The sequence below is a fragment of the Paraburkholderia sp. SARCC-3016 genome, from assembly GCF_031119615.1.
In the GTDB taxonomy this organism is placed as follows: domain Bacteria; phylum Pseudomonadota; class Gammaproteobacteria; order Burkholderiales; family Burkholderiaceae; genus Paraburkholderia.
Genome location: NZ_JAVHZD010000026.1, coordinates 1 through 12,735 on the forward strand (window position 1 = coordinate 1; position 12,735 = coordinate 12,735).

General features: G+C 62.4%; 7 protein-coding genes and 1 pseudogene. 6 read left to right on the forward strand and 2 right to left on the reverse strand.

Annotation, left to right across the window (positions count from 1 at the left end):
* Positions 1-75 precede the first annotated feature (75 nt).
* The 3 genes and pseudogenes from aceE to lpdA all read left to right on the forward strand — a co-directional run.
* Positions 76-2,541 (forward strand): annotated as a pseudogene (gene aceE, locus QYH69_RS24375) (pyruvate dehydrogenase (acetyl-transferring), homodimeric type); the annotation flags it as partial.
* 80 nt (positions 2,542-2,621) lie between these two features.
* A complete protein-coding gene (gene aceF, locus QYH69_RS24380; protein ID WP_308834306.1) occupies positions 2,622-4,313 on the forward strand; it encodes a dihydrolipoyllysine-residue acetyltransferase in 1,692 nt (563 codons plus the stop codon).
* 193 nt (positions 4,314-4,506) lie between these two features.
* On the forward strand, positions 4,507-6,327 hold the full coding sequence (lpdA, locus tag QYH69_RS24385; protein ID WP_308834307.1) for a dihydrolipoyl dehydrogenase: 1,821 nt from the start codon (positions 4,507-4,509) through the stop codon (positions 6,325-6,327).
* Positions 6,328-6,767: 440 nt separating this feature from the next.
* Here lpdA and QYH69_RS24390 read toward each other — a convergent pair whose 3' ends face one another.
* Entirely contained in the window at positions 6,768-7,355 is a 588-nt protein-coding gene (locus QYH69_RS24390; RefSeq protein ID WP_219796555.1) for a phasin family protein, read from the reverse strand.
* 793 nt (positions 7,356-8,148) lie between these two features.
* Between QYH69_RS24390 and pbpG the strand changes: the two genes are divergently transcribed.
* Complete coding sequence (gene pbpG, locus QYH69_RS24395; RefSeq protein WP_308834308.1) at positions 8,149-9,339, forward strand: D-alanyl-D-alanine endopeptidase; 1,191 nt, start codon at positions 8,149-8,151, stop codon at positions 9,337-9,339.
* 178 nt (positions 9,340-9,517) lie between these two features.
* Here pbpG and QYH69_RS24400 read toward each other — a convergent pair whose 3' ends face one another.
* Positions 9,518-10,324, reverse strand: coding sequence for an IclR family transcriptional regulator (locus tag QYH69_RS24400; protein WP_075156751.1), 807 nt, complete (start codon positions 10,322-10,324; stop codon positions 9,518-9,520).
* Positions 10,325-10,503: 179 nt separating this feature from the next.
* On the opposite strand from QYH69_RS24400, the gene QYH69_RS24405 reads away from it, so the two are divergent.
* Positions 10,504-11,226 carry a (Fe-S)-binding protein gene (locus QYH69_RS24405; protein WP_308834309.1) on the forward strand — a complete coding sequence of 241 codons (723 nt, stop codon included), beginning with the start codon at positions 10,504-10,506 and terminating at the stop codon, positions 11,224-11,226.
* A gap of 85 nt (positions 11,227-11,311) precedes the next feature.
* Positions 11,312-12,724 (forward strand): LutB/LldF family L-lactate oxidation iron-sulfur protein, encoded by a 1,413-nt coding sequence (locus QYH69_RS24410; RefSeq protein WP_308834310.1) that lies wholly within the window; start codon positions 11,312-11,314, stop codon positions 12,722-12,724.
* The last annotated feature ends 11 nt before the right edge of the window (positions 12,725-12,735 follow it).

Sequence of the window (12,735 nt, forward strand, 5' to 3'; positions counted from 1 at the left end):
GTAGCCATGTCGTTCTGTGAGCCAAGGAGTTGGTAGAATGTTTTGTCTTCCTAAGACCGCTTGGCCTCCGACTTCGGCGACCAGGACATCGAACACCGGATCCGCTCCTACACGCGCTGGAACGCGATGGCGATGGTGCTGCGCGCGGGCAAGGACACCAACGTCGGCGGCCATATCGCTTCATTCGCCTCGGCGGCCACGCTGTACGACGTCGGCTTCAACCATTTCTGGCATGCGCCGTCGGCCGATCACGGCGGCGACCTCGTGTTCGTGCAAGGCCACTCGTCGCCGGGCGTCTATGCGCGTGCGTTCCTGCTGGGCCGGCTATCGGAGAAGCAGGTCGACAACTTCCGCCAGGAAGTAGGCGGCGAGGGCATCTCATCGTATCCGCACCCGTGGCTGATGCCGGACTTCTGGCAATTCCCGACCGTGTCGATGGGCCTCGGTCCGATCATGGCGATCTATCAGGCGCGCTTCATGAAGTACCTGCAGGCGCGCGGCATCGCGAAGACCGAAGGCCGCAAGGTCTGGGCGTTCCTCGGCGACGGCGAAACCGATGAGCCGGAATCGCTCGGCGCGATCGGCATGGCCGGCCGCGAGCGGCTCGACAACCTCGTGTTCGTGATCAACTGCAACCTGCAGCGTCTCGACGGCCCGGTGCGCGGCAACGGCAAGATCATCCAGGAGCTCGAAAGCGAATTCCGCGGCGCGGGCTGGAACGTGATCAAGGTCGTCTGGGGCAGCCGTTGGGACGCGCTGTTCGCCCGCGACAAATCGGGCGCGCTGATGCGCCGGATGATGGAAGTCGTCGACGGCGAATATCAGACGTATAAATCGGAGTCGGGCGCCTACGTGCGCGAGCACTTCTTCAACACGCCGGAACTGAAAGCGCTCGTCGCAGACTGGTCCGACGACGACATCTGGAATCTGAACCGCGGCGGCCACGATCCGCACAAGATCTTCGCGGCCTACAAGGCGGCGACCGAGGCGAAGAACCAGCCGACCGTGATCCTCGCGAAGACGATCAAGGGCTACGGCATGGGCGAAGCCGGCCAGGCGATGAACATCACGCACCAGCAGAAGAAGATGCAGGTGGAAGCGCTGAAGCAGTTCCGCGACCAGTTCCGCCTGCCGATCCCGGACGAAGAGATCACGCACATTCCGTATCTGAAATTCGAAGAAGGCTCGAAGGAACTCGAGTACATGCGTGCGCGCCGCCAGGAGCTCGGCGGTTATCTGCCCGCGCGCCGCCAGAAGGCGGAGTCGCTGCCGGTGCCGGAACTGTCGGTGTTCGAGCCGCTGCTGAAGGGCACCGGCGAAGGCCGCGAGATCTCGACGACGATGGCGTTCGTGCGGATCCTGAACATTCTGTTGAAGGACAAGACGCTCGGCAAGCGCGTCGTGCCGATCGTGCCGGATGAGTCGCGCACCTTCGGCATGGAGGGTCTGTTCCGCCAGATCGGCATCTGGAATCAGGACGGTCAGAAGTATGTGCCGGAAGACTCCGATCAGCTGATGTTCTACAAGGAATCGGAAACCGGCCAGATCCTGCAGGAAGGGATCAACGAAGCAGGCGGCATGTCGGACTGGATCGCAGCGGCGACGTCGTATTCGACGCACAACGAGATCATGATCCCGTTCTACATCTACTATTCGATGTTCGGCTTCCAGCGCATCGGCGATCTTGCATGGGCCGCCGGCGACATGCGTTCGCGCGGTTTCCTGCTCGGCGGCACGGCGGGCCGCACGACGCTGAACGGCGAAGGTCTGCAACACGAAGACGGGCACTCGCTGCTGTGGGCGTCGTCGATTCCGAACTGCATCAGCTACGACCCGACCTTCGGCTACGAGCTCGCGGTGATCATTCAGGACGGCCTGCGCCGGATGGTGCAGGAGCAGGAAGACGTGTTCTATTACCTGACGGTGATGAACGAGAACTACGAGCATCCGGCGATTCCGCAAGGTGACGCCGTGGCGTCGGACATCATCAAGGGCATGTACGCGTTCCGCAAGGCCGACGGTAACGCCGCATCGGGCAAGAGCGCGCCGCGCGTGCAACTGATGGGCGCGGGCACGATCTTCAACGAAGTGATCGCCGCCGCCGACCTGCTGAAGAACGACTGGGGTGTCGCTGCGGACCTGTGGAGCGTGCCGAGCTTCACTGAACTCGCGCGCGAAGGCCACGAAGTGCAACGCTGGAACCTGCTGCATCCGACCGAAGAGAAGAAGCTCTCGCACGTCGAGAAGCTGCTCAAGGATGCGAAGGGCCCGGTGATCGCGTCGACCGATTATGTGCGCGCGCTGAGCGAGCAGATCCGCGCCTTCGTACCGCAACGCTACGTCGTGCTCGGCACCGACGGCTACGGCCGTTCGGATACGCGCGAGCAACTGCGCCACTTCTTCGAAGTCGACCGCTACTGGGTTACCGTGGCCGCGCTGAATGCGCTTGCCGATGAGGGTACGATTGAGCGCAAGGTCGTGGCCGACGCGCTGAAGAAGTACAACCTCGACCCGTCCAAACCCAATCCGATGACCGTCTAACTCGTCGCCCCCCGCGACGTCGTGCGCACTCCGCTTTCGATGCCGGGCGGAGTGCGCTCGGCCCTGGAGACACAAAACAAATGAGCCAAGCGATCGAAGTCAAGGTGCCGGACATCGGCGATTACAAGGACGTTCCTGTAATCGAGGTGCTGGTGAAGGCGGGTGATACCGTCGAGAAAGAGCAGTCGTTGGTAACGCTGGAGTCCGACAAGGCGACGATGGATGTGCCGAGTCCGGTGTCCGGCGTCGTCAAGGAAATCAAGGTCAAGGTCGGCGATAACGTATCGGAAGGTACGCTGATCGTCGTGGTCGACGGCGAAGGCGCGGGCGCCGCGCCGTCGAAGGCTCCTGCGCAAGCTCAAGCTAACGGCGCGGCAGCGCCTGCTGCGCAAGCCGCTGCTCCGGCCGCCGCACCCGCCGCTGCGCCTGCTGCTGCACCGGCCGCTGCAAGCGGTGGCGGCGTGCAGGAAGTGAAGGTGCCCGATATCGGCGACTACAAGGATGTGCCGGTCATCGAAATCGCCGTCAAGGTCGGCGATCGCGTCGAGAAGGAACAGTCGCTGATCACGCTGGAATCGGACAAGGCGACGATGGATGTGCCGAGCCCCGCTGCCGGTGTCGTCAAGGAAGTCAAGGTCAAGGTCGGCGATAACGTGTCCGAAGGCACGGTTATCGTGCTGATCGAAAGCGCGGGCGGGGCGGCTGCTGCGCCTGCTGCCGCAGCGCCGCAGAAACCGGTCGAAGCGCCGTCCGACGCGCCGCAAAAGCCGGCCGCCGCACCTGCTGCCGCGCAGCCGTCGGCGCTGGCGCAGGCGCCGGTGATTCCGGCCGGCGAGGGCGGTGCTTACCGCCCGAGCCATGCGTCGCCGTCGGTGCGCAAATTCGCGCGCGAACTCGGCGTCGACGTCGCGCGCGTGCAGGGCACCGGCCCCAAAGGCCGCGTCACGCAGGATGACGTGACCGCGTTCGTGAAGGGCGTGATGACGGGCCAGCGCGCCGCGCCGGCTGCTGCCGCCGGCGCACCGGCAGGCGGCGGTGAACTGAACCTGCTGCCGTGGCCGAAGATCGATTTCACGAAGTTCGGTCCGATCGACCCGAAGCCGCTGTCGCGCATCAAGAAAATCTCCGGCGCGAACCTGCATCGCAACTGGGTCATGATTCCGCACGTCACGAACAACGACGAAGCGGATATTACGGAGCTCGAAGCGTTGCGCGTGCAACTGAACAAGGAAAACGAGAAGGCGGGCGTGAAGTTCACGATGCTCGCGTTCGTGATCAAGGCAGTCGTCGCCGCGCTGAAGAAATTCCCGACCTTCAATACGAGCCTCGACGGCGACAACCTCGTCTACAAGCAGTATTTCCATATCGGCTTTGCGGCCGATACGCCGAACGGTCTTGTCGTGCCGGTGATCCGCGATGCGGACAAGAAGGGTCTCGTCGATATCGCGAAGGAAATGACGGAACTGTCGAAGCTCGCGCGTGACGGCAAGCTCAAGCCCGAGCAGATGCAAGGCGGCTCGTTCTCGATTTCGTCGCTGGGCGGCATCGGCGGCACGCATTTCACGCCGATCATCAACGCACCCGAAGTCGCGATTCTCGGTTTGTCGCGCAGCTTCATGAAGCCGGTGTGGGACGGCAAGCAGTTCGTGCCGCGTCTGACACTGCCGCTGTCGCTGTCGTACGACCATCGCGTGATCGACGGCGCGGAAGCGGCGCGCTTTAACGCGTATCTGAGTTCGATCCTCGGCGACTTCCGGCGGGTCATTCTTTGATTTTTGCGGCGCGGCGTGAGCCCGATTATCGAGTTCATGCTGACGCCGTTGAACCTGGCCTGCGCACCCTATCGATCAGACAAGCGTCGTTCCAGCGTGGAGCCGCGCCTGTTTTTTCGTTGACTGGTCGCCACCGGTTCATCGGCCGTGCCGCAATCCCTCATCAACACGGCAACAAGAGAAGGGGACACTCATGAGTCTCGTCGAAGTTAAGGTGCCGGACATCGGCGATTTCAAGGACGTCGATGTCATTGAAGTCAATATCAAGCCGGGTGACGTCATCGAAAAAGAACAGGCGCTGATGACGCTCGAGTCCGACAAGGCATCGATCGAGGTGCCGAGCGATACCGTGGGCACCGTCAAGGAAGTACGCGTGAAGGCGGGCGACAAGGTGTCGGAAGGCACGGTGATCGCGACCGTCGAAACGTCGGGCGAAGCGGCACCCGCAAAAGAAGAAGCCAAGCCTGCGAAGGAGCCCGCGAAAGAGCCTGCAAAAGCGGCGGCGCCTGCCGCCGCGGCACAACCGGCCGCGCAGCCCGCGGCGCAATCGGCACCGAAACAACCGGCGGCGGCTCCGCAAGCGGGCAGCTTCTCCGGCACGGCCGATATCGAATGCGATATGGTCGTGCTCGGCTCGGGCCCCGGCGGCTACTCCGCTGCGTTCCGCGCGGCCGATCTCGGCATGAAGACCGTGCTCGTCGAGCGTTACGCGACGCTCGGCGGCGTCTGTCTGAATGTCGGCTGCATTCCGTCGAAGGCGCTGCTGCATACCGCGCTCGTGATCGACGAGGCCGCGGCGCTCGGCGCACATGGCATCACGTTCGCGAAGCCGCAAGTCGATCTCGACAAGCTGCGCGACTTCAAATCGGGCGTCGTCAAGAAGCTGACCGGCGGTCTCGGCGGCATGGCGAAGGCGCGCAAGGTCGAAGTGGTGACGGGCGTCGGCGCCTTCGTCGATCCGCATCATATGGAAGTGCAGACCGAAGGCGGCAAGAAGGTCGTCAAGTTCAAGAACGCGATTATTGCAGCTGGTTCGCAGGCCGTGAAGCTGCCGTTCATTCCCGAAGATCCGCGCGTCATCGATTCGACCGGCGCACTCGAACTGCGCCAGATTCCGCAACGCATGCTCGTGATCGGCGGCGGCATTATCGGTCTCGAAATGGCGACCGTGTATTCGACGCTCGGCGCGCAGATCGATGTCGTCGAAATGCTCGACGGTCTCATGATGGGCGCGGACCGCGATCTCGTGAAGGTATGGGAGAAGTTCAACAGCAAGCGTTTCGCAAACGTGATGCTGAAGACGAAAACCACCGCGGCCGAAGCGAAACAGGACGGCATCTACGTGACGTTCGAAGGCGAGAAAGCGCCGCCCGAACCGCAGCGTTACGACCTCGTGCTCGTCGCGGTCGGCCGTAGCCCGAACGGCAAGAAGATCGGCGCGGACAAGGCCGGCGTCGCGGTGACGGACCGCGGCTTTATCGAAGTTGACAAGCAGATGCGCACGAATGTGCCGCACATCTACGCGATTGGCGACATCGTCGGTCAGCCGATGCTCGCGCACAAGGCAGTGCACGAAGGTCACGTGGCGGCCGAAGCCGCGCACGGCGAAAAGGCCTACTTCGACGCGCTGCAGATTCCGTCGGTCGCCTATACGGACCCGGAAGTCGCATGGGCCGGCAAGACCGAAGACCAGTGCAAGGCCGAAGGCATCAAGTACGGCAAGGCGGTGTTTCCGTGGGCGGCGTCAGGCCGCGCGATCGCCAATGGCCGCGACGAAGGCTTTACGAAGCTGATCTTCGACGAGGAAACGCATCGCGTGATCGGCGGCGGCATCGTCGGTCTGAATGCAGGCGACCTGATCAGTGAAGTGTGCCTCGCCGTCGAGATGGGTGCCGACGCAACCGACATCGGCAAGACGATTCATCCGCACCCGACGCTCGGCGAGTCGATCGGTATGGCGGCCGAGTTGTACGAAGGCGTTTGCACGGATCTGCCGCCGCAGCGCAAGAAGTAACGGGGCAAGCGGGCCCGCGTCGCCGTTTGGCGGCGCGCGGCCGCTACAAAGCTACGCGAGTAAAAACAGATCGGTGCGCTCCTGCGAAAGCAGGGCGCGCCGATTTTTTGCATTGGCAGCCGCGAGGGAAGGGACTCGAATGCACGACCCAAAAGCGCAAAAAAATCCCGGCCGGAGCCGGGGGTAACGATACGCTGTTTCACGTATCGGAGCGTCTCGCCGCGACAGCGGAGTCTGCGCGGCGCTGATGTCTGCCGGTCAACGAACCCTTCGTTGACTCGCGGCCGCGCTGGCCCGTCTGTGTTCGTTTCGCTGAACCTTGATGGACCGGCGCGTCGTTCGAAGCCCGATGCGTTGAAACCGGAACTGAATGCTGACGCTTGCTGCGCCTTGAAGCTTCAGGCGCAGCAGTGCTGCTTGCGATGTGCTCGACGAGCGTGTTAGGCAGCGGTTGCCTTCTTCGTCGCCGAAGCCTGACGCGACACTTGCGCGGCAGCTTGCGAAGCGGCCTTCGATGCAGCGGTAGCGGCCGCATTGAAGTTGCTTTCCGCGATTTCGACCGCTTGCTTCGTGGCCTTGTGGACCGTTTCATACGTCGTGTTCGCGGCGGTGATTGCCGACTTGATCACGGCGACGGCAGTTTCCGAACCGGCCGGCGCGTTCTTCGCGACGTTGTCGACGAGTGCTTGCACCTTGCGGTTCTGCTCTTCGTATTGCGCTTCAGCGACGCGAGCGAACTCGGCCTGCGTAGCCGATGCGATTTCATACAGATGACGGCCGTACGACAGCACCTTTTCGGCGACCGGCTGCGTGAGGCTTGCTTGCAGCGCGAGCAGTTCTTGCGCGTCCTTCACCGACAGCGCGCGCTGTGCATTTTCCTGATTTTCCGCGAGCGTCGACTTGACGACTTGCAGGTTCAGTTCGACCAGCTTCTCGACGCCTTCGAATGCCTTGTTCGTGAGGCCGAAGAGGGTTTCGAGATTGGCTTTCTGGGCTGCAGCGAATTGCTCAGGGGTCAGCAGAGTCATATTTACGCTCCTGAAGTACCGGTCCGTCTGGCGCGGACCGAGTTGGGTTAATCATTTCCGGGATCGGGGCTTCCGCAAAACATACGGGCCGATCGAAGCATTGCGCCGCGCTGCTCAAACAAATGAGGCATTGTGCGTCGCAACAATGGTTCCCATTTTAGGACAGCGCCTAACCTTGTCAAGTATTTTTTGTGCATCGCACAATGCTGATAATTTATCGAGAAAACAATACGTTATGAAGCATTCATGGAGTTGCGAAATCGCATGCTTATTGAGTCGATGCACCGTAATGGCGTGCTTTCTTGAGATGTTTGAAGCAGACCTGTGAGGTTTCGTGAGCTACCTAACAAACTTCCGTAGCCACGCTAGAATCGCGGCGTAAACTAAAACTGTCGCGGAACGTTAAATCGCTGTCCCGGTCGAACGCGCGATGCGCCGGTCTGCAGTAGGCGCTGAAGAGCCGTTTGACAGGCTGACGTGGCGTTCGCGCGCCGCCGGTTGTACACAAGGCGCTTTGCGTTGAAGCGCCGTGTGCGGGCTTCGCGACCGTTGTTCCCTGATCAAGTCCCTGCGTGAACCTGCCGTTATGCGAGGAATCGTTTCAGCATGACGGCGCTGACCGTTCGCTGCGGTGATTGATGTTTTCGATGAAGATCGCGTCGATCATTGGCTAATAGCAATCGAGGCTTACAACTCGGTTTAAAGAGTGTCGATAAGTGCTTAAATTTGCTAATTTTTCGTTGATTCACTACACTGGCGGACAATTCCCTGCCGCCTTACCCCCAGAACACTAATGAAAACCGACATGTTTTCGTCACTGAAAGTGATGCACGGTGCGGCGCTGACTACTGCGCTGTCGGTGGCCGCGTCGATGGTTATCGCAGCGACATCGGCATTGCCGGTCGACGCCTTTGCTGCGTCGACCACCGCGTCGGCGAAGTCCGAGAAGTCCGCAAAAGCCACGAAGAAATCGAAGAAGCCGGCACAGCCGGCCGCGAAGGTTTCGAGCCGCGAATCGGCGAAGGGCGCCAAAGTCGCCGCCGCGAAGCGCGACGGCGAGGGCGACGCGCCGCGCGCTGTCTCGAAGAAGAAGCGCGTGAGCTATACGATGAACGGCCGTCATCACTCGGTGGTCCGCCGCGTCGCATTCGAACCGCGCTCGCCGACGGCGGGTCAGGCGTTCGGCCTGCATGAATCGCCCGAAGGCGTCGCGTTGCGCTCGACGGTCGCATATGTGGTCGACCAGAACTCGTCCGAGCCGCTCTTCGACAAGAACTCGCGCGCGGTCGTGCCGATCGCGTCGATTACGAAGCTGATGACCGCGATGGTCGTGCTCGATTCGAAAGAGCCGATGACCGAACAGATCGAAGTCACCGACGAAGATCGCGATTACGAGAAGAACACGGGCTCGCGCCTGTCCGTGGGTTCGGTGCTGTCGCGTGAAGACATGCTGCATATCGCGCTGATGGCGTCGGAAAACCGCGCGGCTGCCGCGTTGTCGCGCTACTACCCGGGCGGCCGTCCCGCGTTCATGGCAGCGATGAATGCGAAGGCGAAGCAGCTCGGCATGGTCGATACGCACTTCGAAAATCCGACCGGGCTCACGAGCCAGAACGTGTCGACTGCGCGCGATCTCGTGAAGATGGTCAATGCCGCGTATCAGTACCCGTTGATCCGCCGCTTCTCGACCGACCGCAGCTACGAGGTCTATACGGGCAAGCGCACGCTCGCGTACAACAGCACGAACGCGCTCATACGCAACCCGTCATGGGATATCGGCTTGCAGAAGACGGGCTTTATCAACGAAGCGGGTGAATGCCTCGTGATGCAGGCGACTATCGACAATCGCCCGATGATCATGGTGTTGCTCGACTCGGCCGGCAAGTATTCGCGCTTTGCCGATGCGACGCGTCTGCGCACGTGGATCGACAACGGCGGCGAGCAGCGCGTGACGAGCGCGGATGCAAACGGCGCAGGGACCTGATCGGACGCCTGGTACGCGGAACAGGCAGTGGACGCCGCAAGCAGAAAGCCCCGCTGAAATGCCGCGGGGCTTTTTTACGTTGGCACGGCGGCGATCGGCGATACAGCGGCGTAGTTTCGCCGCATGAACCGAGACGCCGGCGTTCAAGCGTTTGGACGCTCGTGCGCCCGAACGTCTCTTACGCCGATCGCGCAGCCGCGTCCGGTTGCGCTGCTTCCGGTTGATAGCCGAGCGACTCGGAGATCACGAGCGCGGTCTTGCTGACCTGATTCAGCCACGAATCCTGCAGCCGGTCTGCCGGCGCGGACAGCGACAACCCGGCAACGAGCCTGCCCGTGTCGTCATAAATGCCGGCCGCGATGCAGCGCACGCCGAGTTCGAGTTCCTCGTTATCGCGCGCGCACGACTGCTGTCGCACGTGCGTGAGCTCGCGTTCGAGCTTCGCGAGGTCGGTGATGCTGTTCTGCGTATGGCCCGAAAGTCCGGTGCGCGTCGCATAGGCGCGCACGCGTGCCGCTTCGTCGGCGGCGAGAAACAGCTTGCCGACCGATGTCAGATGCAACGGCGCGCGGCCGCCGATCGCGCGGACCACCTGCATGCCCGAGCGCTCCGAATAGGCGCGTTCGATATAGACGATTTCATCGCCCTGGCGTACCGACAGGTTGACTGTCTGGCCAGTCAGCCGATGCAGTTCGCGCATCGGCATCAGCGCCGCGTCGCGTACCGACAGCCGCGCCTTCACGAGGTTGCCGAGTTCGAGCAGCCGCATACCGAGCCGGTAAGTACCGGGATCTGAGCGGTCGACGAGGCGGCACGTGACCATATCGTTGAGAATGCGGTGCGCAGTCGACGGGTGCAGCTCGGTGCGTTGCGCGAGTTCTTTCAGGCTGACCGGGTCGCTGTGCGCAGCGAGCGCGTCCAGCAGGCGCATCATGCGCTCGATCACCTGGATCGAGGTTTTGGGATCCGGGTTCGTATCGCTCATGGGGGACAAATCGATGACACGTCACACGACGGAAAAACGATTGTATCTCGTATGGTGAAAAAAGCGAACGGCGTTTGCGGTTTCGCGCGGACCGGCTTTTGCGCCGACCAGGGGCGTCACGCGTTGGTATCGTTTCGGAAACGTCGCATAATCGGGGACGTTTCCCCGGAGGAGGACTCATGCGAGTCGGATTTTTCGTCACCTGCCTGATCGACCTGATGCGCCCGGAAATCGGTTTCTCGGCAATCAAGCTGATCGAGCGTGCCGGTTTTGAAGTCGTCGTGCCGCCCGCGCAAACCTGCTGCGGACAGCCGGCGTACAACTCGGGCGAGCGCGGCATCGCACGCGATCTCGCCGAGAAGATGCTGCGCGAGTTCGAACAGTTCGATTACGTCGTCGTGCCGTCGGGTTCGTGCGGCGGCATGATTCGCGCGCACTATGGCGATCTGTTCGGCAACGACCCGGAATTGATGGGACGTTTCGCGCGTCTGCGCGCAAAGGTGTACGAGCTGACCGATTTCCTCGTGAGTGTCGCGAAAGTCGAGCTCAGTCCCGGCGAATTCACGGGACCGGTGACGTACCACGATTCCTGTTCGGGGCTGCGCGAGCTCGGCGTCAAAGCCCAGCCGCGCGCGCTGCTCGCGCAGGCCGGCGTGCAGGTTGCCGAGATGAAGGGTTGCGAGCACTGCTGCGGCTTCGGCGGCACGTTCGCGGTCAAGTACGGTGATATTTCGACCGCGATCGTCGACGAGAAGTGCGACAACATCCATGCGAGCGGGACGAATGCAGTCGTGCTCGGCGACCTCGGCTGCATGCTGAACATCGAAGGGCGCTTGCGCCGCACCGGCGATACGACGACGCGCGTGCTGCACATCGCCCAGGTGCTCGCCGGCGACGCGTAAGTCACGCGCGGCGACGCGCGGCCGCACGCGCTTCGACACGCGACGCGTGCTACTTTCATCCAGGATCCGGATCCAACACACCGCCATGCAAGTTCAATCGATGCACTTCAAGGCGCGCGCGGGCCAAAAGCTCGCCGACCAGCGCCTGCAGCAGAATCTGACGAAGCTCTCGACGAGAATCGTCGCGGCGCGCGCGCAGGTGATGACCGAGATCGACTTTCAGGCGACGCGCACGTCGCTAAAGGAGCGCCGCAATCGCGCGCTCGAGAATCTCGATGTCTGGCTCGAGACCTTCGAGCGCGAAGCGGCGCGGCGCGGCGTTACCGTGCTGTACGCGGAGACCACACAGGATGCGGCGAAGCTCGTTGCCGATATCGCGCGCAAGCACGACGTGAAGAAGGTGATCAAGTCGAAGTCGATGGTCTCCGAAGAAATGCGCCTGAACGAAGTGCTCGGCAAGATGGGCGTGCAGTCGGTTGAAACCGATCTTGGCGAATACATCCTGCAGATCAATAACAACGAGCCGCCGAGCCACATCATCATGCCGGTGATCCACAAGGATAAGGAGGAGATCGCGGACCTGTTTGCGAAGACGCACAACAAGCCGCGGCTCACCGAAATCCCGCAGATGACGCGCGAGGCGCGCGAAACGCTGCGTCCGCATTTCATGTCGGCGGACATGGGCGTAACCGGCGCGAATTTCGTGATCGCGGAAACCGGCTCGATCGCCGTCGTAACGAACGAGGGCAACGAAGGGATGTGCACGGTGATGCCGCGCGTGCACGTTGCCGTGACCGGTATCGAGAAGGTGCTGCCGACGCTCGAGGATCTGGCCACCGCGCTGCGTCTGCTGCCGCGCTCGGCAACGGCCCAGTCGATGACGAACTACGTTTCGCTGCTGACGGGCCCGCGTCGTCCCGGCGAACAGGACGGGCCTGAGCATATGTACGTGGTGCTCGTCGACGGCGGGCGCACGGGGCTCATCGGCGGCGACTTCCAGGAGATGCTGCGCTGCATTCGCTGCGGCGCGTGCATGAATCACTGCCCCGTCTATCAGAAGGTCGGCGGCCATGCGTACGGTTGGGTTTATCCGGGGCCGATGGGTTCGGTGCTGACGCCAAGCTATGTCGGCATCGACAAGGCGCTCGATTTGCCGCAGGCGGCCACACTGTGCGGCGAGTGCAATAGCGTGTGTCCGGTCGGTATTCCGCTATCCGACTTGCTGCGCAAGCTGCGCGAGAGACAGGTCGAGCGCCATTTGCGACCGTGGCGCGAACGGTTTGGACTCGCCGTGTGGGGCTACTTGGCGCTGCATCCGGCCGCTTACGCGCTATTGACGAAGCTCGCCGTGCGCGTGCTCGAGAAGGCCGGCGGCGAGCGGCGTTCGATCGGTCGACTGCCGTTTGGCGGCGGATGGACGAATACGCGGGATATGCCCGCGCCGGTCGGCAGAACGTTTCGGGAGCTTTACGCGGCGCAGCGCAGCCATCGGGGGTGAAGCCCGATGTC

Excerpts from the sequence above, each read along its gene's own strand:
- lpdA (WP_308834307.1), top strand. The coding sequence starts at position 4,507 with ATGAGTCTCGTCGAAGTTAAGGTGCCGGACATCGGCGATTTCAAGGAC.
- QYH69_RS24405 (WP_308834309.1), top strand. The coding sequence starts at position 10,504 with ATGCGAGTCGGATTTTTCGTCACCTGCCTGATCGACCTGATGCGCCCG.
- pbpG (WP_308834308.1), top strand. The coding sequence starts at position 8,149 with ATGAAAACCGACATGTTTTCGTCACTGAAAGTGATGCACGGTGCGGCG.
- aceF (WP_308834306.1), top strand. The coding sequence starts at position 2,622 with ATGAGCCAAGCGATCGAAGTCAAGGTGCCGGACATCGGCGATTACAAG.
- QYH69_RS24390 (WP_219796555.1), bottom strand. The coding sequence starts at position 7,355 with ATGACTCTGCTGACCCCTGAGCAATTCGCTGCAGCCCAGAAAGCCAAT.
- QYH69_RS24410 (WP_308834310.1), top strand. The coding sequence starts at position 11,312 with ATGCAAGTTCAATCGATGCACTTCAAGGCGCGCGCGGGCCAAAAGCTC.
- QYH69_RS24400 (WP_075156751.1), bottom strand. The coding sequence starts at position 10,324 with ATGAGCGATACGAACCCGGATCCCAAAACCTCGATCCAGGTGATCGAG.